This is a genomic window from Polyangiaceae bacterium, from assembly GCA_016715885.1.
GTDB lineage: Bacteria > Myxococcota_A > Polyangia > Polyangiales > Polyangiaceae > Polyangium.
On sequence record JADJXL010000025.1, the window covers coordinates 728,063 to 753,144 of the forward strand.

Annotated in this window: 18 protein-coding genes; 11 read left to right on the top strand and 7 right to left on the bottom strand. The window is 60.7% G+C overall.

Annotated elements, in window-relative coordinates; translation table 11 throughout:
• Positions 1–25 precede the first annotated feature (25 nt).
• The 5 genes from IPM54_37965 to IPM54_37985 form a co-directional block, all read right to left on the bottom strand.
• Positions 26–2,059, bottom strand: a complete 2,034-nt coding sequence (locus IPM54_37965) for an FHA domain-containing protein (protein MBK9265563.1) — start codon at positions 2,057–2,059, stop codon at positions 26–28.
• 150 nt (positions 2,060–2,209) lie between these two features.
• Positions 2,210–2,473, bottom strand: a complete 264-nt coding sequence (locus IPM54_37970; GenBank protein ID MBK9265564.1) for a hypothetical protein — start codon at positions 2,471–2,473, stop codon at positions 2,210–2,212.
• A gap of 197 nt (positions 2,474–2,670) precedes the next feature.
• Positions 2,671–4,140 (bottom strand): hypothetical protein, encoded by a 1,470-nt coding sequence (locus IPM54_37975; GenBank protein ID MBK9265565.1) that lies wholly within the window; start codon positions 4,138–4,140, stop codon positions 2,671–2,673.
• An 11-nt stretch (positions 4,141–4,151) separates the two neighbouring features.
• The gene (locus IPM54_37980) at positions 4,152–7,928 is read right to left on the bottom strand and encodes a tetratricopeptide repeat protein (GenBank protein MBK9265566.1); all 3,777 of its coding nucleotides are present in this window, start codon (positions 7,926–7,928) and stop codon (positions 4,152–4,154) included.
• Positions 7,929–8,035: 107 nt separating this feature from the next.
• Positions 8,036–9,757, bottom strand: a complete 1,722-nt coding sequence (locus IPM54_37985) for a hypothetical protein (protein MBK9265567.1) — start codon at positions 9,755–9,757, stop codon at positions 8,036–8,038.
• A gap of 524 nt (positions 9,758–10,281) precedes the next feature.
• Here IPM54_37985 and IPM54_37990 point away from each other — a divergent pair.
• Complete coding sequence (locus IPM54_37990) at positions 10,282–10,941, top strand: hypothetical protein (protein MBK9265568.1); 660 nt, start codon at positions 10,282–10,284, stop codon at positions 10,939–10,941.
• Entirely contained in the window at positions 10,902–11,438 is a 537-nt protein-coding gene (locus IPM54_37995) for a YraN family protein (GenBank protein ID MBK9265569.1), read from the top strand. Before IPM54_37990 ends, IPM54_37995 begins: the two co-directional genes overlap by 40 nt.
• A 16-nt stretch (positions 11,439–11,454) precedes the next feature.
• On the opposite strand, the gene IPM54_38000 is transcribed toward IPM54_37995, so the two are convergent.
• Both IPM54_38000 and IPM54_38005 read right to left on the bottom strand, forming a co-directional pair.
• Complete coding sequence (locus tag IPM54_38000) at positions 11,455–12,315, bottom strand: HAMP domain-containing protein (GenBank protein MBK9265570.1); 861 nt, start codon at positions 12,313–12,315, stop codon at positions 11,455–11,457.
• 29 nt (positions 12,316–12,344) lie between these two features.
• Entirely contained in the window at positions 12,345–13,238 is an 894-nt protein-coding gene (locus IPM54_38005) for a HEAT repeat domain-containing protein (GenBank protein MBK9265571.1), read from the bottom strand.
• 216 nt (positions 13,239–13,454) lie between these two features.
• Here IPM54_38005 and IPM54_38010 point away from each other — a divergent pair, with 216 nt between their 5' ends.
• From IPM54_38010 to IPM54_38050, 9 genes are all read left to right on the top strand, one after another.
• Entirely contained in the window at positions 13,455–15,257 is a 1,803-nt protein-coding gene (locus IPM54_38010; GenBank protein MBK9265572.1) for a carboxypeptidase regulatory-like domain-containing protein, read from the top strand.
• Between the two features lie 142 nt (positions 15,258–15,399).
• On the top strand, positions 15,400–16,776 hold the full coding sequence (gene ftsY, locus IPM54_38015; GenBank protein MBK9265573.1) for a signal recognition particle-docking protein FtsY: 1,377 nt from the start codon (positions 15,400–15,402) through the stop codon (positions 16,774–16,776).
• A gap of 343 nt (positions 16,777–17,119) precedes the next feature.
• Complete coding sequence (locus IPM54_38020) at positions 17,120–18,100, top strand: outer membrane beta-barrel domain-containing protein (protein MBK9265574.1); 981 nt, start codon at positions 17,120–17,122, stop codon at positions 18,098–18,100.
• Between the two features lie 84 nt (positions 18,101–18,184).
• Positions 18,185–19,156 carry a hypothetical protein gene (locus tag IPM54_38025; GenBank protein ID MBK9265575.1) on the top strand — a complete coding sequence of 324 codons (972 nt, stop codon included), beginning with the start codon at positions 18,185–18,187 and terminating at the stop codon, positions 19,154–19,156.
• Between the two features lie 278 nt (positions 19,157–19,434).
• Positions 19,435–20,211, top strand: coding sequence for a HEAT repeat domain-containing protein (locus IPM54_38030; GenBank protein ID MBK9265576.1), 777 nt, complete (start codon positions 19,435–19,437; stop codon positions 20,209–20,211).
• Between the two features lie 330 nt (positions 20,212–20,541).
• Complete coding sequence (locus IPM54_38035; protein MBK9265577.1) at positions 20,542–22,122, top strand: hypothetical protein; 1,581 nt, start codon at positions 20,542–20,544, stop codon at positions 22,120–22,122.
• Positions 22,122–23,537: a cytochrome c3 family protein gene (locus IPM54_38040; protein ID MBK9265578.1), complete on the top strand. Its 1,416-nt coding sequence runs from the start codon at positions 22,122–22,124 to the stop codon at positions 23,535–23,537. Before IPM54_38035 ends, IPM54_38040 begins: the two co-directional genes overlap by 1 nt.
• 141 nt (positions 23,538–23,678) lie before the next feature.
• A complete protein-coding gene (locus IPM54_38045; protein MBK9265579.1) occupies positions 23,679–23,933 on the top strand; it encodes a hypothetical protein in 255 nt (84 codons plus the stop codon).
• 20 nt (positions 23,934–23,953) lie between these two features.
• Positions 23,954–25,075: a hypothetical protein gene (locus IPM54_38050; protein ID MBK9265580.1), complete on the top strand. Its 1,122-nt coding sequence runs from the start codon at positions 23,954–23,956 to the stop codon at positions 25,073–25,075.
• Positions 25,076–25,082 lie beyond the last annotated feature (7 nt).

Below are 25,082 nucleotides of genomic sequence, written 5' to 3' on the forward strand. Positions count from 1 at the left end.
TAGCCGTCAACTGGCGTGAGAAGAATCAGCCACCTGGGCTGAACATGATCGGGTACACGACCGTCACGATACCGCCTTCAGGCTGCGGGAACGACAAACCGTAGAAGGCACGCACGACGCACGACACGACGCCGCCGTCCGGCATGTCCGATCCACCGTTGCCTACGTTCGAAACCGCGCCGTCGCGCCCGATGACGAAACGAACCGACACGCGGCCCTGCAAGTTCGGGTTGTTGCGCAAGCCGTTTTCGTAGCAGAGACGGAAGCGACCGAAGTTCTGACGCACGATGCGTTGGATGACCTCCGGAGGCAAACGGCCGCTGACGCTCGTTGCACCCATGCGGACCTGCGGTGGCTTGGTGCGGTGTGAACCGGACAAACGACCGTGGCCAGAGCCGAAACCTTGACCCGTTCCGGTGCCTGCACCGTGACCGATGGTGCCGATCGATCCGAGACCGATACCTTCGCCACGTCCACCGCCGCCTTCACCGATACCGGACAAACCTAGACCACCGGCACCGAACGAATCGCCGATGTTGTCACCCCACATGTTGCCGCGTGCGCTGAGTGGGTCGTTGCCGAGCGAATCATCGCGACCCCAGGGAGCGGTCGGCGCATTCGGATCACCACCGGCGCCTGCATTGAGCAGACCGATCATGCCGAATTCCGCAGCGTCACGAAGAGCAGCCTGACGAGCAATGTGCGGGTCTGCATTGTCCTTGGGACCTTGGACGCCGAACCTGTTGCCGCTCGCTTTGGTGTTGGGATTCCCCATCGAACCCTCTTCACCCTTCGCGCGCGTGCCCGTGCCGCCTTCCTTGTTGTCCGCGTTGTTTTCCGCAGTCTCCTCCGGCGGCTTCTCTTCCTGCTCTTTTTCGGCCGCCGCATTGAGGTACTGCTGGATCATGAACTTCTGATCGTCGGAGATACCGTCTTCACCGGTAGCTCCAAGCGGCGGCATGAAGAACGCCATGGCAGCGAGCAGGCCGAGGTGAACGGCCGCCGACAAACCGTGGTACATGAGCCCCTGTGCATCGAAGGAGAAGTGCCCTGCAACCGCACGCCCGGCATTCACCGTCGAGACCTGGAAGATCAGTCCGTCAACATCGATCTTCGCCTTGGATCCCGGGGGAAGCGGAACCTGGAACGCGCCGGAAAGCTCCGCACACGGCTGCGTCTTTCCACTGTCGATCGCTTGCTGCACCGTCATCTTCGGTTGACCTGCAAGCTCGATCGTGCCTTTCGCGCGCGGCAAAAGAACGACGGACACCGAACCACCATTGGCAAGCACCACTGGAGCGCGCGTCGTGCCAATTTTTTCTTGGGGCACGAAATAATCGCACTTGAACGTCTTGCTCTCTTCTTCGCCGACGTAATACGAGCGAGGCGGCGTCAAGTGCTCAACGTGCAAGATGGTTTGATCCCAAAGGATCATCACTTCCACCGACGCCGTCGACGTCTCGACCTCTTCGTTCGGTACGTCCGGGCCACTCTTGACGAGTTGGTACGTGTACGAACCTTCGGGTGCGTCCGGAGGAACCTCGTCGTGCGCGGCCTTCGGCTGAGCGAACGGGTTGTTCCCGCCAAACGGATCGGGAGCTGCGAAGGGGTTTGCCGCGGCAAACGGGGCCGCTGCGGGCGCCGCAAACGGATTGGCCGCGGGAGCGCCGAACGGATTGCCTCCGGCCGGTGCGGCAAACGGATTGGCTCCAGCCGGTTTCGCTGCACCGGCCGCCATCGCCACGGGCTCGGCCTTCTCGAGAATCAGCTTCGTTCCGCCGATCTGAAGCTGATCGTCAACCTTGATCTTGACCTTGTTGACCCGCGCTCCGTTGACGAGCGTCCCGGGTTCGTTGCCGAGATCGATCAGCGTGATGTCATCGGGCGACGCCACTTCGATGACGGCATGCATGCGCGATGCAAGCTCGTCGTCGACTCGAAGATGGCTCTTCGGATCCTTACCAACCTTGACGATGTCCTGCGCTACCGTCTCTCGCCGCACGAGCGCTTCGTTCTGATAAAGCGCGAACGTGAGAGCGACTTTTTGCTTGCCTTCCATCGTGAGCCAACCTTCCCTATCTTTTCGCTCGCCGTGACAAACGACGCATATCGAAGCTATTGAACTTCGCTCTGCTGAATCAATCGTTTGGCCGGTGTCGCTGCGCCTGGACCGCGATCGAAACCCGATCCAGGCGCACGATCACGACCCTTACAAGTTCTCGACGGACTTCAACATTTCGGGGACGAACGTCGTACGCGGACGAATCAGCGTCGTACGAACTGGTCCCGGACGAACCCGAATCGTGGCGTCGTTGGGGCCGAAACCGCCAGCATTCAACGGATCGTCGGAAAACTCGTAACCGTATCCTTCGTCCTTCTTGCCATCCTTCTTCTGCGCCAGCGCAAACGAACTCACGAGAAGCACCGCCATTGCACTCACCAGCGCAGCACCCAAACGCGTCGACTTCTTCATCTCAGCCTCCTACGCCTCGATCCGCCGTAATATCACGAACACACTATCGTGCTATGCCCGGCTAGATCAACGGAAAACATCAACGCGATTCGAGACACCCGAAACACTCATCTGCTTGGATACCCCGAACGCACGAAAGTTCCGCTCCCACAAAAGAATTGGGCCCGCTGCGTCCTCGACACCGCGGGCCCAACCCTTCACTGACCACCGCCCTCCGCGGGCTTTCCTTCCCCATCAGGACCATTGATTTCCGCTTCGGCCGCGCGCTGCTTCGCTTCTTGCTCCGCCGCTTTGCGCTCGGCTTCGGTCTGCTTGTTGAAGTCGATGATCTGCTGGATTTCTTCCATGCGCTCCTTCGAGCGCTTCACCGCATCCGCATACTCGGGCGCAGAACCGGCCTTCTTGATGAACTCACCAAAAAGGGCCTTTGCCTGGAGCAGAACGGGCTCGCTGCTGCCCGAACCACTCTTGGCCTTGTACTCCTGCGTCAGGATCGCATCGTTGTAGTACGTTTCCGGACGGTCCGGCGAGATCCGCTTGGCCTCCGCAATCTCGGCTGACGCTGCGGCGACCATCTTGTCGAAGTTCGAGTCGTCGATTTGACCCCGCAAAGCGAGCGCCAAGCCCAATCGCGCGTCGTAATCGTTCGGGCGCATTTTGACGACCGCCCGATACGCTTCCTCGGCTTGCGCAAACCCTCGGAATTGAAGGTTCACGGCCGCGTAATTCATTTGCGCTTCGTAGAACGTCGGATCGAGCTGCCGAGCCCTGTTGAACGAGCTCACGGCCGCGTTCAAGTTGCCCAATTCGACGTTGATCATGCCCGCGGTATTGTGAATCGGGGCATAATTCGCATTCTTCCGAATCGCTTGGGAACACACGAGAGCCGCGAGATCGAGCGCTTGCGTATCGACCTTCTTTTCCTTGCTACTGGCTGCCGCAACGCCCTTCTTCGACGAACGTCCCGCCTTCTGCTTCGCCGCTTCCATGTAGAGAAGCGCGAGAAGATTGAACGCCGGCAAATACCCGTCGTCGACGGCCAATGCGCTTTGCGCATAACGCTTGGCGTTCTGCATGTCCGTGCGGCCGTCTTTGTCGGTCTGCGAATTGCGCTTCATGTGAAGCATGCCGAGCTGCACGAGACCTTCGACGTTCTTGAATTGAGCGTCGACGATGGCTGCCTGCGTGAGCTCTGCAATCGCCTGATCGATGTTCTTTTCACCCGATTCGGCGAATGCGTAAATCGCAAGCTGCACGCGAGCGCGGTGGAACTTGGGATCCGCCTTCAATGCCTGCTGGAAATACTCCTTTGCTTTTGCATCGTTCTTGCAACGCTGCCAAGCAACTCCAGCATTGTAGACAGCCTCGAGAAACTTCTTGTCCTGCTCGTCCGCAGCATCCAAGAAGACTTTCGCCGTCTCTTCGCACGCGGCTTCGTTCCAATCGCCCGCCTTGTCGTGCTTTGCGAATGTCTCGAGACCATCCTTGTATTTATTCGCCGCTGCGACGGATACCGCGTTGCCTTTGCTATCGGTAATCACCGCGCCGGTCTTCGGATCCACCGCGCCTTTGCCGCCGCTACCGGTAGCACCGCCGCCGCATCCGAGAGCAGCCGCAATGGCCGTCGTTGCCAAAAGAATCGATAGTCGCTTCATGGCTTCCTCCATCTCTCCTTCGGCTACTTCGCCGCCGGCTTGTCAGCAGGTTTGTCCGCGGCAGCAGGCGTATCCACGACCGGCACGAATGCCGTCCCGTCGATATTGAGCGGCTGCGCCTTGTCGCTCATACCCGAGTTCACCCGTGACGGAGAACCGCGGAATTCGTCGACCAAGTGGTACTCAGCGCCGTAGTTCTTCGAGAGCCACTCCTCGCACGTGCGCGAATACTCGTCGAAGTACTGGAACTTGATCGAATAGTCGAGGCACGTCTTGAAGGCGCTCTTCGCCATCTGCTTCTGCGGCTCGCTCGCCTCGTCGAGTTTCGCGAAGTATTCACCACGAAGCTCGGCATAGCTGAGGTCGGTGCCGGGAACCATGCCATTGCCTTTCCATTCCTTGGGAATGGGCGCCGCGCGGAATTCCAGAACGAACCGGCCCCATACCTGACCGACACGCGAACCGGCTGCAATGACCCACTTGGGCGGAGGCGCGGGCTGGAGGTTGACGATTTGGCGATATTCCTCCGCCAACCCCTCGATGGCCGGACGCTTCTTCTTGATCCAATCCATGACCTTGCCTTGGATGTGCTTCATCACATCGTCGCGCTGGCCAGACCCCTTGTAGATGGGGAATTTGATCTTATCGACTTCCTTGCGCTTCTGCTCGGCGAAGAAGAACAGCGCCTCGCCAACGGCCGTCAGCGATTTCGTAATGCGTCGGAGCTTCTCGTCTTCGCCGCCACCAATCGCGTCGAGCTTCTTCAGGGCCGCTTGCGGGTCCTTCCAGTAATTGCGCACCTTGTTGTATTCGGGCGCAGCGCTCGACGGATTGTTGATCTTCGTGAACACGCGGGCGAGCATTGCGTGCGCCTGAATCTGAATGTCGAACGTCGCATTCCTATCGATTTGCGACATCGCGCCACTCAGACGCTTGCGCGCATTCTCCCAATCTTCCTTCTCGATGTAATGCGAACCGATGGCGAACGCGATCTGCGCAGCTTGGGCCGGCTTCTGTCCACCGTAGTTCCGTCCGAAAGCTTCGGCGTCTTTGATGGCCTGATCCTCTTGACCAAGACCCAAGCGAAGCACGACGGCATCCTGGAGCGCCTCGGGGGCCTTCTCCATCTTCGGGTTCTCGGCCGCAAACCTCTCGTACCAGTTGGCAGCTTCGTCGTAGACCGCAATGGCCTGGTAGTTACCGCCAATCTCGTAAACCGACTTCTTGGCGAGCTCGGTCTTGTTGAGGTTGTACTTCGGGTTGAGCAGGATCTGACGAGCGGCGATCGATTTCGCAATGAGACGCGCGGCCTGGAAAGCTCGAGCGGCGTTATAGAGGATTTCTTCGCTCTTCTCGCACGACGCTTCTTTCTTTTCGCACGCCGATTCGCCGTACTTCTTCCACAGCTCCATGTACGCCTGGGCGCCCTTTTCGTACATCTTGATCGTGTCGACACCGCCGCTGCCGGCGTCCGCCGCTTCGATCAATTTCTGGGCACGCAGACGCTCGATGTCGCGTTGAATGCGGGTAAGAATTCCGCATTGCTCGGCGTTGTCCTTTTCCTTGCCCTTCGTGCAATACAGCTCGAGGAACTTGGGGACGTCATTCGCCATGTCCTCATAACACGACGGACGCGCTGGATCCGAATTCGACCCGAGAATGTTGACGCTCTCGAGGTAAAGCTGCGTCGCATAGATGCCCACGTCCTTGTCGGAGTGGCTCATTGCGATGTCGCGGAATGCATATCCCGCTTCCTCCCAATGCTGGGCTTCGAAGTAGGTACGAGCGCGTGCGTACTTGACTTCGACGTAGTTCTCTTGGGCTTCCTTGTCGTTCTCGGGCGGCTTGATGTAGCAGATGTACCGATTGAAAGCGCTGAGCATGCCCTTTTGGTTGTCGGTAAACGGCTTCGGAGCGTATTTCGCCTTGTCCGACTGCGCCTTCTTGGGGTCTTTCTTGCCGCCGTCCGCCGAGCTCGGGAGATTCCCCGTGCCCTTCTTTTCCGAACCGTCTTTGTGGAGCTCGGTATAGATGTTTTGGTAGCAGAGAACCGCCGCAAACGCGGCTTCAGGCGCGAGCGGACCATTCGGATCCTCGGCCACGACGGCATCGAATGCCGGGCCGCACTTTGCCCAATCCTTGTTGAAGTAAAGAAGGTCGGCCATTGCGTACTTGATCTTGAATACGTTTGGCCAGTCCTCCCTCACGATGCGCGGAAATTCGAACTTCGCGAATTGCTCTTGCTTGAACGAGCCTACGACCTTTTCGTAGATCTGCGCCGCAAGCGTCATCGTGTTCTTGTCGCCCGTACCGCGAACACCACCCGAACCGACGGCTTCGAGGTGCCACGCCATTGCGGTTTCCGTCAAAAGCCCCGCAGTCGTATTCGAACACTTGAGCTTGACGTCCTCCGGATGGCTTTCCGTGACAAACTTGTCGTGCACTTGGAGCATGTTGTCGAGCTCGGACTTGATCCCAGCCTTGTTGCCCGACTTCATCGCGAGCGTGGCTTCCGTAATGTGCCCTTGGTACTTGCAGAACCGCGGGCCGCGATCGCGCGCCATGAGATCGCGATATAGCTCGATGCCTTCCTTGTAATGGCCGGTATCGAGATAGTTCTGGCCGAGATCATCCATCATTTTCAGCGTCATTTCATTCTCGACGCCTTTATCGCCCGACAGTGGCTTGAAGAAGTCGTGCGCTGCCTTCGGAGCACCTCCGAGCGCGTAGACGGGAATGATGTCACGTCGCGCCGAAATCGCGAGCTGCGCCGCGTTCGGGAGGCTCGCATATTGCATGCCGTATTCAATCGTCTTCTTGAATTCGGAAATCGACTTCAAGAAGTCGCCCATGTTCCAGTAGACGTACCCGAGCTTGTAATGGGCGTAGCCCCAAACCTTGTTATCGGGCGGGGGGTACTTGATGACTTCCGAATACGATTGCTGCGCGAGCTGCCATTTCGATGGATCGCCCTGCGCCTCGTTGAAGAACAGCTCGCCGAATGCGAGATACGCATTCGGGATGTACTTCGATTGAGGCCAGTTCTGAATCAGCTCGAAATAGACTTTGCGAGCTTCGTCGAGGTTATTGCCCTGCTCGTGCTCGTATGCGAGGTAATAGAGCACTTCGTCGGTGCAGCCGGTGCTCTTCGAAGGATCAGCCGCATTGGTGGTCTGACACCATTTCGGATACTGATTCTTCAGCATGCTGTAATACTTGACAGCCGCTTGGCGAGCCAAAACGAGCATCTTGTCGGCTTTGCCGGATTCGGCGCGGAAGGCCTGTTCCTTCTTGTCCTTCTTCGCCTTCGCCTCGTCTGCCTTGATGGCATTCTCGGTCTTGTCACGGAACGCGGCAGCCTCGAGTTCGACATACCCTTCAGCGAGACGCCGCATGAGCTTCGGACGATCCGACGACTTCTTGGGCGTACTCGCAAAGAGCGCTTCGACCTGCTGGATTTCGGTAATCAGCAGTTGACGTGATTTGTCCTTGAGCCGCGCACGACGCTCATCGCGTTGTGCGGCGGTCATCGACGTCGTCGGATTGACCGGCTTGAGCATGTCATCGCGCTTTTTGAGCTGCACCTGCTGTGGAGCCGACTTGAAGCTCATGGCCGGCTTCTTGCCGGCCCCTTGCTTCAACGATCCACCGGGGCATTGCGCGAGATTGTCCTTGGCCTGCTGCGTGATGCATTCGTCGGCGGCCGACGCCTGACCCGCAATTGATGCGGTGGCGCATAGACCCACCGCGGCGGCCGCTAGACGGAGCGTCCGAAGCACACCCACGTTCGACTGCTTCATCGTCGTCATCTCCTCACCTGAAACCCGCCAGTCGGAAGCTCATCGAGCTTCCGTTTGCCCCCCAAAAAGCGACCGATGGCCGCGTCCACAAGATCCCGAGATCCTCGTTACTTGCCGCACTTCGACGTAACGACCTGACGATAGAACCCGAGTTCGTCACGCCAGTACTCGCCGTTGAACGGCCAGAGAACATGCTCCTCGTCGGGTTTGACCTGACCGAACACGAGCGATTCTTCCTTCGTGAGCTGACCGCTCACGACTTCCTGATCGAGCTTGTTTCGTTCTGCCGCCGTGATGTCGATGAGAATCTTGGCCGAGTTCCGCAGGTGCTCGTTGAGTTCGTCGAGGTACCGTTGGTAACGATCACGCGCGAGCGTACCGGCGTTGCGAACTGCAAGATCTTTCGCGAGCTGCAGCGCGTCGGTGACGTCTCCACCAAGCGGTGACGTGCGGAACGCAGCCGGCGCCTTCTTGAAACGCCCCTCCTCCTCCTCCAGCACGCGCACGTACTCGAGGTTGCGGAGCAGTTGGCGATCCGAGAACGCGTTCTCGACGATCGGTTTGACCGTCGGTGAAAGCGTGGCTTTGCCCGATCGCACGTCCTTCAAGAACCCGAAGAACTTCGCCTCGGATTCTTCGCCCTTGAACCGATTCAAGATCGACTCGAACTCCTTCTTGATCGGCTCGTAGCGATTCTTCATCCGCGCGACGATCGTCGTTGCATCTTCGTACTGACAGATCGTGAACGCGATGACGGCCTTCAGAATGTCGGCCTCGGGATAGAACGCGTTCGGAAAGTACGGCGACTCGATCGTGTGAATGTTGCCGAGCGCGTGCGGGTAGTCGCCGGCCATGAAGTAGGCCCAAGACTGCTCGAAGAGTGCGTCGAGCCAGTACTCGCTGGCGACGTCCACGCGGTTCCAATACTTGACCGCAGCGGAAAGCTTGTTGCCGTCGATCGTCGGCACCGCGTTCTCGTCGAGGCGGATCGACGCCGAGTAGTACGTGCGTGCCATCGAGAGGAACGCGAGGTCGCGCATGCGGCTCTCGTCCTCGACACCTTCCACGCCTTCATCGAGCGCTTGCACGATGCGCTGGAACGACTTGATCGCGGGAACCGACTTGCGTCCCTGCACGTGCGAGATGCCCGTGAAGAACTGCGCCTGCACGTAGTATTTGCTCTTCTTGTCGACCTTCTCGAAGAGCTCGATGGCTTCGTCGTAGTTGCGATTGCGGTACTTGTAGCGTCCGAGCAGGTAGTTCAGTTGCCAGTACAGATCGCGCTGCTGCGGGTTGTTGAAGCGCGCAATCTGCTCGGTCTTGTACTTGCCGACGCGCTCGATGATGTCGGCCGGCTCGGGCAGTTGTGTTGCGAGCTTCGACAGCCAAAGCAGCGTTTCATTGAACTTGAGGTGGTTTGGCTTGTCCGCGATCTCGGAGAAGATCGCGTAGCTGGCTTGGTAGAACTGCAAGCGATAGAGCGCGATCGCCAGGTGATACTGGTGGATCTGCTTGTTGCCTTCGTCGTCGCCCGTTTCGCCATCGACGACACGCTTCAACAAGAGCGCCGCTTCGCTCCAGCGATCGGCGTCGAAGAGACGCTTGGCCTGCGCCGCCTCTTCGGTCATTTGGCCGGCGGTGACCGGTCCGTCTTCTTCATCGAGCTGGACTTCCGTGGGCGCGGCCTTGCCGCCCCCTTTGCCAGCGTCTTTCGCGCCCCCTTTGCCCGCAGCGGCAGCGGCCGGCTTGCCTTTGTTCTGGGCCTGGGCCGTGGGTGCCACTAGCAGGGCAGAGGCAAGGAGACAGAGAGTTGCAAGCCCTTTCCGCATTCGTCGTTCCTCTTCGTTCGGAAGGTTGGTGCCCAACGCCTTGTCGGCATCACCCAATGAAAGTTCTGCTCCGCTGGGATCCCGCGATCTGCAGCGGACAAGGCCTTCATGATCGCGTCTCTCCAGACGCCGTCACTGGAAAGCGAGACCGAAAAAACCAATGAGAATCAGCGCATCCTGATGCTGGCCGCGGATGGTAAAAGGTTGGCGTTCGGCTTGTCAAGCAGCCCTTTCCGCACGTGACGCACTTCTCGAGGCGTGTCATGTCAGCGCCACCTCCGACACGAGCCCGCACGTCGCGCTTGGGTCCCATCATATGTGCAGGGGTGATCCAAGATATCCGCCACTGTCGACGTCAGACATGCATCGAGAGGTTGACGGTCTTCCGTACCTTCGATTAGCGTCCACACTGCTGGCCGCGTTCGCTGAGTCCTCGCACAATGGGCGCGTGGCGGCGCGTCATGCTCGCGCGCTTCGGCTATGGATGCAGGGGCGCGCCTCCCGGCCTTAAGGAGCACGATCTGATGACCCGTTCGATCTTGTCCGGCATGCTTGGTTTGATCAGCGTACTGGCCGTGGGCGCGTTGCCCACTGCTTGTCAAAGCGGCGGCGTCGGCGACCCTTGCGTCCCCGAGGACGAATACAACACCGATTTCGCCGGCTTCAAGATAACCGAGGAGAACATCGAGTCGCGCTCCTTCCAGTGCCAGACGCGTATCTGCCTCGTGAATCACTTCCAGGGCCGCGTGAGCTGCCCCTACGGTCAGGGCAAAAGCCCTGCATCACCGGAAAACGGCTGCCAAACGCCGACGTCCACCGATGCAGACGCGGACAAACCCTGCTGCGTCCCTGGCACCGACACACCCATCGAATCGGAAGTTTGCGGTCAGTGTGCCGACACCTCGAAACGCGACGCTGCACAAGCCGTCTACTGCTCGTGCCGCTGCGACGTCGCCGACGGTGAGGAGCCCGATCCGAACTTCAACTTCTGCGAATGCCCCACGGGCTACACCTGCTCGCAGATCCGCCCCTACCTGGGCCTCGGCGACAAACAGCTCTCGGGTAAGTACTGCATCAAGGAAGGCACCGAATTCACCACCGAAGGCACCTGCGGCACGGTGAAAGGTCACTTCAACGCCACGCAGTGCAAAGGCGTCGGTTTCGCCACGGGCGAAGGCACCTGACCCTCCCACGCGACGAACCTTTTCCTCTGTTCACTTCCGACAAACGGCCACCACGCACTCGAGAGCGATCGACTTCATCGGTCGATCGCGCCGCCCCCGCTGCGTCCAAACGCATCGATCCGTCCACCACCACACGCACGCGCCAAGAATCCGGCGCACGGGCGGAAGATGCAGCGGCAAACTATTTTGAGCTCATAGGATATTCGATCCTCGCGCGGAATCTCCGTGTCGGCCGAGCCGAGATCGATCTGCTCGTGCGCGACGACGACGTCATCGTGGTCGTGGAAGTGCGTACACGTGGACCTGGCTCTTACCAGCGTCCGCTCGACAGCATCACGCCGGCCAAGCGCCGAAGACTACGTGCCGCTGGAGAAAGTTTGTGGAGAAAGCGATTTCTGAAGGACCAACAGATCTCGCGCATGCGCTTCGACGCCGTCGGCGTCACGTTCGACGAGAATGACAAACCCATCGTCGAACACATTCGTGCAGCCTTCTGAAACGGCGGCCCGAAGCTCAACCGTCGCGCCGCACTTGCATCTCGGCACGTAGCTTCTTCAGCATCTCCACCGCATCACTCGACGCGTCGCCTTCGATGCGAGCAATTGCTTCGTCGATGCGCGTCATGTCTTTGCCTTGGATGTCGCGCAGTCGCTCGAGCATCTTTTCGAACGCTTCGAAGAACGCCTGCATCTCGTCGCCTTTGCGCAAGCGCTCGCGCAGGGAGAAGTGACCGTCGCCGACTTGTCCAAACATGCGCCGCATCTTGAAGATGGGACCCGCGACCTTGTGCGTCACGACAATCCCCGCGAGGCCAATGCACACGACGAAGACGAGCAGCGCGCCGACCAGCATCAGGGTGAGCACCTTCCGCTGCTCCTCGAACGTGGCCGCTTCGAGCTCGAGCTCGTCCGCTCGCTTGCGCAACATCGCCGCATCAGCTTCGAGCAGTTGTTGTTCCTCTTTGAACTTCTTCTCGTCCGTCGCGGTCTGCTCGGTGAACGTCTTGGCAAGCTCCGGATCGTCTCCGTATGCCTTCGTGATGTTCATCGCGACGACGTCGTTGACCTTCTTGCTCAGATCGACGACGAGTTTGCCGCGACGAACTGTCTCTTGGCCCTGCGTAACGAGCTGTTGGCTCCGCGCGACCGCGTCGCGGTTTCGCTGGACGAGTCGCTCGCTGGTGGCTCGAAGCCCAATGCCGAAGATGACGGACAAGACGAGCGCAATGCCCGCGAGCATGCCCGCGTATTTGAGCTGGAATTGTTTGTCGAGGAGGAAGTTGCGAAGACGGCGCTGCTGGCGCCCAGTCTTGGGAGGGGTGGTGTCGGGGGCAGACGCATCGCTCATGGGAAAACCTTCTTCGACTTTTGCCATGACGCGTTTCGTTGGCCCAGAAAAGCGCGTCACATGGAGGCAACGACCTTGGTGAACGTATCGACCGCGTTCTCGACGCACATCTTGATCAGCGTCGTCTCACTCTCGGGATCGGGCTTCGGCGTATCCGATTGCGTGAGCTTTGGTGCAAACTCGCCTTTGAGCGCTTTCGTTGGATAGGTCCACATGCTCACGCGAACGACTTGCGTCAGGCTCCCTCCGTCATACACGGGCGCCTCGACGCTCGCGATGAGGTAGTAGCCCGCGAGCTTTTTCGACTTGACGATCTTCCCCGCGGCTGCGCTCGACTCGCCTTTCGGCGCAACGGCATAACCTTTCCTGCCGAGCAGCTTCGACTGAATCGCGCTGCGAACGATCGCATCGACTTCGTCGAGCTTTCGCTTGGATTTGTTCGTGACTTCGATCGCCACGTAATACTTGGAGTCGGGACCAGGAGGTGGGGGAGCAGCAGAGCCGGCGAGAGCGTCGAGCGCCTTCTGCATTTGTTTCTTCGGTCCAGCAGCGGTCTCTTTCGCGAGGGCTGCTTTCAGGCACGGAACACCTCCGGCCTTGCCGAGCTTGCCGAGTGCTGCAGCGGCCGATTGCTTGACCATGACGTTGTCATCGGCAAGCGCGTCGCACAGAGGTTTGACCGCAGCATCGTCACCCGATGCACCAAGCGCGAGCGCAGCTTGCGTGCGCACGCGAAAGTCATCGCTGGTCTTGAGCTGCTGCACGAGATAGCCGGTCTTGGGATCGGCATGCGCCTCGCGTAAGAACGCGACGGTAAGAAGTGAAGCCACGAGCACGCTGATGCTCTTGCGCATAGGACCCATAAAGGTACACCACCTCTTCGCCTTCGGGAGGCGGCGCTGGTTGCAATTCGTGATGATCGAAGAGCTTGCACACACATGCCCGTCCATCGTCGTCACCCTGCTCCTCGACTCGTCGACGCCTCTGTTCCGTGACCATCGCGCGCGCACCTCACTCCCGACCATTCGCACCGAAAGCGGGTCTGCGGACGCGGGGGCTTGGACGTGACTGCTCGCATGGAGCTTCAAAGCGTCGCGCATGACGGACGATCTGGAAGTCGCGAAGTAGCCCTGGCCACGCGACGCGTTCCCACCTATGGGAAGAGAATGTTCCGAGGCGGAGACGCCCGTACGAGAAACTCGTTTTTGCCGCTTCACCTCGTCGCCGCATTGCTCGTGATGCTGGTCTCGTCATGGGCTTCGGCACAAGCATCGAAGCCCGCCGGGGCCGTGCGCATTCAGGTGCGAGGCGGAGCGCAGATCGGTGCCACTGCGACGATCGAGGGCTCTGCAACGATCGTGCGCGGGCATCTCATGGACGACGCGGGTGCGGTGCTCGGTGGAGTCCCGATCACGCTGCAGGTCATCGCGCCCGATGGGTCGCCTGGTGCCCCTCTTCCACTGCCTTCGCCGTGCGATTCTGCCGCACGGCGGGAACGTCGCACGCCACGCATTGCGAGCGCAGACAAATACGAAGTGCGCACCGATGACCACGGTGAGTTCTGCATTCGAGCCGAGGGGACTTTCGGCAAAGCTTCCTTGAAGCTGCGCTTCGATGGCGACCCGCTCCACGATGCCACCGAGAGCGCGATCTCCTTCGACTCGAATAGAGCTTCCGTCGCGCACACACTCTTGCGCTTCGAACCGCCTCCGGACGTCATCGATCTCGAGCGACCGAGTGTGTCACTCACGGCATCGCTACGAGTCGACCGAGCCGCGAGTCAACGATCGACGTCGAGTGTCGTGCGCCGTGAAGGACTCGTGGTGGTGCTCGAAGACGAGCGTGGTGAGCGTATCGCGGAGCAGTCGACGGGCGGGGATGGGCGCGTGCGTTTCGAGCTGCCGACGAAGGCGTTTGCGGGACCCGGCGCGGGTGAACTGCGCCTGCGTTTCGATGGCACGACGGTGCTTGCAAAAGCGACTGCGTCGCAGCCGATCGTGCGACGTGCCGACGTCGCGTTGTCGTTGTCGCACCCCGTCGACGTGGGCGATCCCGATGACGGTGTGCCGATCGACGTCGACGTGAAGACGTTGCGTGGTCCTGTGACGGGAGGTGTCGTCGAAGCGTTGCGTGGCGACGAAAGCGTCGGTGCGGGCGAAGTACGAGACGGCGTGGCGCGTGTCATCGCGTCGTTTTCGTTCGAGCGTGCCGGAACGGTTCCGCTGAAGCTTCGCTACGTGCCGTCTGCACCTTTCTTTCGTGCCGGAAAGTCGCTCGACATCGAGATCTCGGTTCGAGGCCCGGGCATGGCGAAACAGATCGCGATTGCGCTCGTCGTGCTCGCCGTGACGGCGTGGATCGTCATTGGATGGCGACGTGCGCCGATGCGTGCGGTTCCGAATGCCGATGATGGCAAGACGCCGGTACCTACGGGGCGTGCGGGAGTCGATGTCGTGCGCGCGGAAGCAGGACAAACCTCGTACAGCGGCACGGTCATCGATGCGCATGATGCGACGCCCATCGCTGCGGCTCGTCTCGTCGTGATCGCGCCGGCATTTCAGGGCGACGGCGTCGTTTCGCGTGCGACGTCGAACGAGCGTGGCGAGTTTGTCCTGGATGCAAGCCATCGGAGTGATGCGCGGCTCGTCATCGAAGCGCCTGCACACACCAAGCACGAGCAAGCTCTGCCTTTGCCAGGGGTCCTGCGCATTGCGCTCGTGACGCGGCGACGAACTCTCCTCGAGCGTCTCGTTCGTTGGGCGCAGCGCACGGGAGCTCCCTTCGACGCCCAGCCCGAGCCCACGCCGGGGCATGTGCGCCGAGCGGCGTTTCGCGCCCAAGACGATGAAGTCGAGCAGTGGGCACGTGGCGTCGAAACAGCGGCGTATGGGCCGGCAATGGTCGATGAACAGCTCGAGTCGCAGCTCGTGGCCGGAGAACCGCGCGGCGGCCGCAAGCTTGGGGTATGATGCGCGCCAAACGCGCACTCAGCCCAACCAACTTGGTCCCGTGCGGCTTCATCGTGCTCGCAAACGAGCGCAAACGTTGACGTACGGGTCGGGTCTCATATAGTCGCGGGCGCGAGTTCGCGATCGCTGGAGAACGCACATCGTGGAGCCCCTTTACATCGTCATCGGTCTGATCGTGTTGGCCGCCGTTTACTTCCTGTTCATTCGGAAGCCGGAAGCCCCGAAGCAGATCGAAAAAGCGCCGGAGCCCAAGAAGCTCCAGGACAAGAAGCCCGCTGCCGAATCGGAAGCGCCTCAGAAAGCCGCGGACAAACCCGCGAAGCAAGAGGTGAAGAAAGCTCCGACAAAGCAGCCGACGGACGAGGCCAAGGAGGCCAAGCCAAAGGAGGAGGCAAAGCCGCCGCCCAAGGCCGAGGCTGCTCCCAAAGAAGAGCCGGTGGCTGCGCCCAGAGCTGCCGAGCCTGCACCAGAGCCCGAAGCGGCTCCGGAAGTAGCACCTGCGCCGAAGGTCGAAGCAGCTCCTGCGCCGAAAGCGATCGTTGCTGGTGCCGCTCCCCCGCCCGTTGCACCTCGGAAGAAGGACGTCGCAGGGCTTCGTCGAGGACTTGCAAAGGCGCGCGAGAACGAGGGTTTTTTTGGTCGCCTAAAGGCGCTCTTCGTGGGTCGCAGCGAAGTCGATCCGAGTCTCGTCGATCAGATCGAAGAAGTGCTGTTGACCTCGGACGTGGGGGTCAAGACGACCGAAACGCTGCTCGAGCAGATTCGTCTTGGCATCAAGCGCAAGGAGCTCGTCACCGACGATCAGGTTTGGGAAGCGCTTCGCACGCGAGTGCGTGACATCCTTGGCAGCAGCGGGGGGAACATCAAGCTCCCTGCAAGGCCGACGGTGGTGATGTTCGTCGGCGTGAATGGTGCTGGAAAGACGACGACGATCGGCAAGCTTGCAACGCGTCTGAAGGCGGAAGGACGCACCGTCGTGCTTGCAGCTGGCGACACGTTCCGCGCGGCTGCCGTTCAGCAGCTCATCGTGTGGGGCAAGCGCGTTGGTTGTGAGGTCGTCAGTGGCAAGGACGGAGCGAATCCGGGTGCGGTGATCTTCGACGCGATCCAGAAGGCTGCGGAGATCGGGGCCGACGTCGTGCTCGCCGACACTGCAGGTCGTTTGCACACGAAGACGAACCTGATGGACGAGCTGAAGAAAGTTGCGAAGACGATCGACAAGGCGCTGCCCGGTGCGCCGCATGAAACGCTGCTCGTGCTCGATGCGACCAATGGTCAGAACGCGATGCAACAAGCAGCGCTGTTCAAAGAGGCTTTGCCGCTCAGCGGGATCGTTCTCACGAAGCTCGATGGAACGGCCAAAGGTGGTGTGGTCCTCGGCGTATGTGCCGAGCACTCGCTCCCTGTTCGATACATTGGCGTCGGTGAACGTCCGGACGAGCTGCGTGACTTCAACGCCGACGAGTTTGTCGAGGCGCTACTTGGTCAGGCCGACGAAGCGACCGATGCGGCAGCCTGAAGTTGCTTCGATGCAGGAATGCTCGCGTAGGGCAAGCCCCGTTTGGGTTGCTCTACGCGGGCCTTCGGCCTTTGCTGGTTCACAGCGGCTTGATGTTGCTTTTGTCGAGACACTCTTCCCCTTCGGCGTCGATGATGCTTTCATCCGAACCGCTTGTCGGATATCGATCGAAAAGATCATGACGAGCACGAAGTACGATTTGGTTGTTGATTCTCAGATTTTGTCCGTGATATAGTCCGGCCCACTTCTCGGGTTGGCCGATATTTCGTAATAAAGTCGCATACTTAGAAGCACGGTGGATGGATCTGATGATGGCGTCGCACGAACTGCGGAAGGGATGGCGATGAATAAGGCTCGAGTGGGGCTCCTCGTAGCGGCGGCGCTGCTGGCGGCACCGTTGACGGCGTCAGCGCAACCAAAAAAGGACCAGCCCAAAGAGATCAACCTCGACGAGGAGGAAACACCCGCAGGAGGTGATGCCGCGGGCGATGGCTCGACGACTCCTGTCGAAGGTGGCGAAGGTGGCGAAGGTGCGGGTGAAGGCGATGGCGACGGCGGCCTCGGCGACATTTGCAAGATTGATCCCGACGCCTGTCCGAGCATCAACATGGCGGAGGCCGCCAAGCGCCCGATCAACGCGGAGATGTACGCGGTGCAGCAGATCTATGCGCTCCGCCGTTTTCGCTTCGAGATCAACCCGTACTTCGGACTGACGATGAACGATCAGTTCGTTGCGCACAACGGACCGGGTCTCGCGCTCAACTTCTACATCAACAACGTCATGGCGGTCGGGATCAACGGCAACTTCTACGCCGGCCTGAACGCGCCATCGAACTTCAACTTCCAGACGAGCCGCGCGGCACGCGTCGGCATTCCGATCACGGAGTACGCGTGGAACGCCAACGCAAACTTCACGTACGTTCCGGCGTACGGCAAGTTTGCTGGATTTGGCGACTTCATCTTCCACTACGACTTGTACGTGCTCGGCGGCGTCGGAGCCATCGCGTCACGTCCCATCGCCGTCGTCGATCCGGACAACCGCACGTTCGAGTACAAGCCGCGACTGTCGTTCCATGTCGGTGGTGGCTTGCGCATCTTCCTCAACCGCTGGTTTGCCGTCGTCGCCGAGCTCAGTGACTACATCTTCTTCGATGAGCTCGAGAATCCGACGATCGTCACGGGTCGCGACACGGACGGCATTCCGTTTGCGCAGAAGCCCGAAACATGGACAGCCGATCAAACGAGCTTCACCAACAACGTTCAGGCGCAGGTTGGTTTCTCGGTTTTCCTCCCGTTCACCTGGGAGTACCGGCTGCCGAAGTGATCCGAAGCCATGCTGGACAATCCAGCATGGCGATCGCGGCGTAAAGGAATTCAGAGGACGGTTCAGCCAAGTACGGGGACATGCATGATGCGTCGATTCGTCAATAACCTTTGCGCGTCTCGCCTTCCGCAACTGCGCCGCGGGATTGTCGCAGTGCTTGCCGGTGCCGCCGCACTCGGTGCAACTGCGAGCGTAGAGGCACAAGAAATTCAGCTCACGGGGCCTCTCGCGGGTGCCCCTGCCGTGCGCCAACTGCGCCTGCATCGCAAAGGCCGCGTCGAAATTGCGTTGGGCTCCTCCTTCACACTGCTCGACGAATACCAACGCACGATCCTTCCAGGACTTCGCGTGAGTTGGCATCCGACCGACTGGCTTGGGTTCGGTATCTGGGGCGCGTACGGCATCTCGACCACGACGTCACTGACCGATGAGCTCCAAGGAAAGGCCGTCGACAGTCGAGCGTGCAGCAGCACGACGCCCGCTCCAGAAAACGTTCAGCCCTGCAAACTCACCGCCGTCAACTTGACGCGCCCGGGTATCGCGCAGTCGACGGGCGGAGCTTCTACCGGTCTGCTCGTCGACGATCAGCTCGGCAAGATCCAGTTTGTCGCTGCACCTCAAATCAACGTCGTTCCGTTCCGCGGCAAACTGTCGCTCTTCGGCGCACTCACCGCCGACACCGACATCAGCTTCTTCGCAGGAGCTGCATTCGTCGGCGTGCAAGAACGCATGGCTTGTGGTCAAGACGATGACGGCAACCCCATCACCGCTTGCGCTAGCTCGTTCGAGCTCGAAAGCGGCCTCCGCATCGCCCCGACCTTCGGCGTCGGCTGGAACTTCTACCCGCGTCAGCTCGAGTTTTTCGGGTTCGGTGCGGAGTGGCGCGCCATGCCGTTCTCCCGCAATACGTCCGGTTTCGACAACGCGGGCGCCGGCAACGACGAAGCGTTCCCCGATACGGCCGTCAACAGCAAAGACCGCCAGTTCCGCTTCAACAGCATGATCACCGTGAACTTGCTGTTCTCCTTCCCGCACCGCGTGAAAATCAGCGAATAACGCGGCTTTTCCCGCCGAATCCTCCCCCGCACACCAAATCCAAAGATCGCTCGCAACTCAGCGACGGCGTCGGCCGCATGCCGCCTCCCGCGGATGTTGTACGAGGGTCGCGCAACGAGGGACGGCGGCGGAAGCGTACTTTATAGGCTAAGCGAGCCCGACAGGCGATTCGCAACGTGCAGCAGCCACGCAACGTCCGCGAGAACTTGCCTTGTCCGTCGCAAAGCCCTATGCGATGCCTCCGTGCTTGCCTCGAGTAGGCACGCATCGAGGTCCAGGTGGGCATTTTCGACTTCCTCCGCAAGAGTCCCAAGAGCACGACGAACGCGGCCCCGGCCCCCGCGGTCGACAAGAAAATCAGCGGGCCCGCCAAGGTCGTCGCGGACAAACGCGCCCAGACCTACGATCGTCTCGAAGCCATTCAGACGCTCGTCGAGATGAGCTCGCCCGAGGCGGCTGCTGCGCTTCTCAAGCGGTTCACGTTCACCATCGACCCGTCGATCACCGACCAGGAAGAAAAGGACATCGCGTTCCGTGGCATCGTCGCGACGGGCAAGGATGTCGTGCCTGCCGTGGTCGACTTTTGCGCGAAGGCGGAAGCGCTCACGTGGCCACTCAAGATCCTCGCGGAGATTCTCGACGACGAGGACTACCGCAACGAGCTCATCGCGCTGCTCGATCGTTTCGACACTGAGTATGCGCGTAACGTCGAGCCTAAGATCCATGTCATCCAGGCTCTCGAGGATGTCGTGCACGAGGACGTGCGCAGCGCGGTGGAACGGTTTTTCGAGGACGTCAACGAGACCGTGCGTTTCCACGCCGTGCAAACGACGTTCGCGCAGGGCATGCCTGAAAGTGTCGAAGGGCTGATCGACTTGCTCGTTCAAGAGGAATCCGTACGAGTCAAAAATAAAATTGCCGATGGGCTGCTCGTACGTGGGTGGACGATCCCCGATTCTCGCCGCGATGCCGTCGACGACGCGCTTTCTGACACCTCCGGCTACTCGGTTGGTGAAGGCGGCAAGATCGTCAAACGCTCGCTTGGGTTCAACTGAACGACCCGCGTAGCCACGTGCGCGCCGATCGCGCGTATGGGGGAGCATCGCAAGAGCGCTGCGAGGATCGTGAAGTCGACGTGACGCACGCGCCCCGCGATCGAGCACTCATCGTGATGTTCGTGTCAGTTGACACCACCCCCATCGCTCGCTGAGGATCACGCTTGCCCCGACAAGTCGGGGAGTGTCGAAGGCTTAGCTGCAGACGCGTATGAAGCGCGTACGACTGCCAGTACGACTCGACGGAAAGCGAGCATCGCAGAAGTGAGGGCACAACGATTGGCGCGCCTTCTGCGCGTGACTGCGGCCGGATTTGCTGCAGGCGCAACGATGGTCGTCGCAGCTCCGCGCGAGGCCCGAGCGCTCGACTTCGACGTTCGAAGTGAAACGGCGCTGCAGGCCTATCAGCTCGCGAGTCCTTGGGGCGACACGATTCTCAATCGGCGCCGCTTGATGCAGACGTTGTCGCTCAGCGTCTACAACTTGCAGGGCGACTACGTGCCAGGCAAAGCCGACTTCTCTGCCGTGCTTCGCGTGCGCCTCGACGCCGACTTCGGCATCAACGGGCACCTCGGAGATGCCGATCGCGGTGGCGAGACGAGTTATCAGACCGAGGCTGGCCCCGGCATGAGGTTTGTCCCGGGATTGCAGCAGGCTCCCGTGGACCTGATGTACGCGTACGTCGAAGGGCGAAGCCTCTTCAATGGGTGGTTCGGGTTTCGCGCGGGACGCCAATACGTCGTCGACACACTTGGATGGTGGTCGTTCGACGGAGCTCTCGCGCGCGTGACGACTCCGTTTTTCGTACAAGCCGAGGTGTATGCCGGCTTCGAACAACGCGGTGGTTTGGCCTTGTCGACGTCGCGTTTCGAACGGCCCGGCGTCTGGCGTGGCAGTCACGTTGGGTTTGGCACGGCCGCTGATCAACCAAGCGTCACCGACTACCCGTCGTACCAGTACACGCAACCCGCGCCGGCGTTCGGAGTCAACCTCGAGACCAACGGCCCGAGCTGGATACACGGCCGTTTTTCCTACCGTCGTGTGTACAACCAAGGCACGTCCGTCACGCAGCAGTTCCCTGATCCCGGCGGAGGTTTTCACACCGTCAAAGGCATGCGGTTGTCGCAGGATCGCCTTGGCTATTCGCTCGACTTGAACAAGAGCTCGCTCGGCGCGATCAAGGGCGGATTCACCTACGACCTCTACAACCAAATCATCGCGTCGTATTACGGCGGCCTCGAGGCATACCTCGGATCTCGCACGACCGTTGGAGCCGACGTCGACTACTTCGTGCCCACGTTCGACGCAGACTCGATCTTCAACTGGTTCACGCGAAGCCCAACGACATCGGTAACGGCACGCATTTCGGCAGCGCCATCGCGCAAGTTCGACTTTTCGGCATCGGGCGGTGTGCGTCTTTGGCAGACCGAAGGAGATCCCGAAACGTTCGGCGACGAGGAGTGCCTTGCCTCGGGTTTGTGCAGCGGCGATCAGGAAATCGATCCCGGCACCGCGCAGACGTTCATCCGCGACGAAGCCAATCGTGAAACTTCCACGGTCGTCGATGCGATGGCGAACGTTGCCGGTCGCTATCGTTTCGGCACCGGCGACGTTGGTCTTCGCGGCATGCTTCAAGCTGGCTCGCGTGGTCATCGCGGTGGTGTGGACGTGAGCGGTGAGAAGCGTTTCGACGGCGGTCGATACCTCACGCTCGCACGGATGAGTCTCTACAACTGGAACGATCCACTGCGGCCCGATCGCGGTGCGACCTCGTTCGGTTACGTGCTCGGTGCAGGTGTTCGTCCTGTCAAACAGGCCGATGTTCGCATCGAATGGGAGCACGACATGAATCGGCTCGTGGGACAGCGGTTCCGCTTCCTGGCGATTCTCAATCTGAGGCTTGGTGGATGATGAGTACTGCTCGATCAGGACGGCCTCGAACGCCGCGCACCGATGCTCGATCGCTGCCTGGATGGTGGGTCGTCCTCGCGTGCGTATCCGCGCTGCTGCTTGGTCTCGTTGGGCCCGATGCGTCAGCCGAAGAAGCGACTCCGGAGGCGGCCGAGACGAGCGAAGCGCCGGCCGAAACGCCCAAGCCTCCTGCGCCTCCCCCTGGTGGTTATCAAAGCGGGCGTTATCCGATGCCGAACGATGCCGAAGTCCCGCTCGCATTCATGCCGCCGGGATCGGCAGCGACGCCCATGCCGAGCGAGGAAATCTTTCCACCTCAAACGATTACCATCCGGTTCAATCACAAGAAGCACGTCAAGGATCTGAAACAGGACTGCACGAAGTGTCATGACGCAGCTTCGAGCGACAAGGTCTCTGATCGGCTCATGCCGCAGCCAACCAAGACGTGCGACACGTGTCACGACATCGACCACTCCGACCTGAAGGCCATGAAGCCGGGCACGGAGGAGGACGGTCAGTGCGTGTATTGCCACTTGGGCGACAAGGCCGGTGCTGATGGCACCGTGGCGCAGATGGTTCTTCCGAACGCGAACCTCGTCTTCACGCACAAGAAGCATCTCGCGCGCAACATTCAGTGCGGTCAGTGTCACGGCCAGGTTGCCGAGCTCGAGCTTGCGACGCGAGCGCAGCTTCCGCGCATGGCTGGATGCTTCACGTGCCACAACATGAGCGGCGCGGCGCAGGGTCAAGCGAAGGGCGAGTGCGTCACGTGTCACACGGCGCGTAGCGATGGCCGCATGCTCACGACGTTCGCCACCGGCAAACTCGTGCCGCCGCAGTGGATGCACAACGCCGCGCACACGGCGGACTTCATCGAACGGCACAAGGCTGTCGCGGCGAACGACAGTGCGTTTTGCGGCAGTTGCCACACGGAGAACGAGTGCACGGATTGTCACGATGGACGCGTGCGTCCGCGCAAGGTGCACCCCAACGACTGGCTTTCGATGCACGCGCAGGGAGCTCGTCAGGACAATCCCCGATGCGTCAGTTGTCATCAGCTCCAGACGTTTTGTGGTGATTGCCATCGACGTGTCGGCGTCGCTCGTGACACCGCCGCGGGCAATCGCTTGGCTGGCCGGCGGTTTCATCCGCCGCCGAACGAATTCACCACGGGTCCGCGCGGACCGAACCATCACGCGTGGGAGGCGATGCGCAATTTGAACGCGTGCGTCTCGTGTCACACCGAGCGCGACTGTGCGACGTGTCACGCAACGAAGGGACTTTCGGGTGGCCATGGAGTCAACCCGCATCCCCTTGGATTCCGCGACAGGTGCCGCACGGCGTTCGCGAGAAACCCGCGTCCTTGCCTGGTCTGCCACCAGTCGAACGACGCGTCTGTCGGGGCGTGCCAATGAAAGCCAGCCGCCTGCGTCTTCCGTCCGCCCCGCGGAGGAATCCCACATATTCCTTGCACAGTCCTTCTTGCGACGGGTATAGCCAAAGTCGACCGGGTGCCCCCTCGCTTCTGGAGGCCCTATGCGTCAAGGAGAACGGGCGTGAAGGAACTGACCCAGTACCTGCTCGACAACCTCATCCTCGACTTCAACGGCGACGTCACGCTCGAGGCTGTACGCAAGTGCCTATTGGAGGACGACGGCCGAGATGCTCGCAAGCTTCTGGCCAAATTGAACGACGAGAAGGGACTGAACGACATGCTCGTCACCCTTGCCGACTGCCTCCGGGATCACATCCAATCGGGCATCTCGGAGCAAGTCGTCGGCGAGCAGCTCGACATGTACTCCGAAAGCTGAGCGCCGCGTGGGCGCAATCGGTGCCTAGCCGAGCGGGTTTGTCGGTGTTCGGACAGACCGCACTTTTCGCCCTCTTCACCGCTCTATTTCTGACCGGCTGCGACGTCGGCTCTCCCGAGTATCAACCGCTCGATACCCCTCCCCTCCACCTCGTCGACGTGTCTCTTCATGGCGTCGACGCTGCTGGTAATACGACGACCGTCACGCTCACGGAAGCAAACCCCGTTGCGAGCACGAGCGATCGCATCCAAACGACGTCGAGCCTGCGTCTTCGTTTCGACCGCTTCTTGCTGCCCGAAGACGCGATACGTCAGTCGATCTGCCTCAGGCCAAGTCCTGATCCGGTCTCGACGCTTCAGGACTGCGCGCAAGGGGTTTTCCTCGAGCCATCCTACGATCCGGTACGCCGCATCGTGACGTACCGATTGCCTGCGATGGCTGCGCTCGTGGCCGATGCGAAGTACTGGCTCACGGTCCTTTCGCCGACCGATACGTCGCCCTTCGGGTTTCGCGCCTTCGATGGGGCGCGACTCGAAGCGAACGTCGTCCTGCAATTCACGACGGCAGTGACAAACCCTCCAGGCGGACCCGTCGATCCATCACTCGACGATGCTGCAAAACGTACGGTGTCGGAGGAATTGTTCTGCGTCGCCAGCGCATGTGTGACTGCATGCGGCATGGACGATCTCTGCAAGGGCAAGTGCGCGGTCAGCGATAGCTTGCCGGCCGGTTGTGGTGGTTGTCATAGCCCGATCGAGAACGGCACAGCCGCCATGGGCCTCGATCTCAGCGCTGGCAATCGCATCGGCGCGATCATCGGCCGCGTCGCAAACCAGACGCAGATGGGCGCTCATGCTGACGAACCGGACACGAAACCACGTCGGTTCGGACGCGCCATGCCCCACGTCGATCCGGGCAACCCCGGCAACAGCTACCTTCTCTACAAGATGCTCGTCGGCCCCATCTATGCGCGTTCGTCGGCTGCCGCCGATCTCGCGCCTGGAGAAATCGACCGGCTTCGCGCGTCCGTCGTCGTCGGTTTGCCCATGCCGCCGTACGACTTCTACGCCATCCCCGAATCCGGCGTAGACGCGCTCAGCACGTGGATCTCCACGGGCGCGCACACGCCCGCCTGCCCCTGAAGAAGCT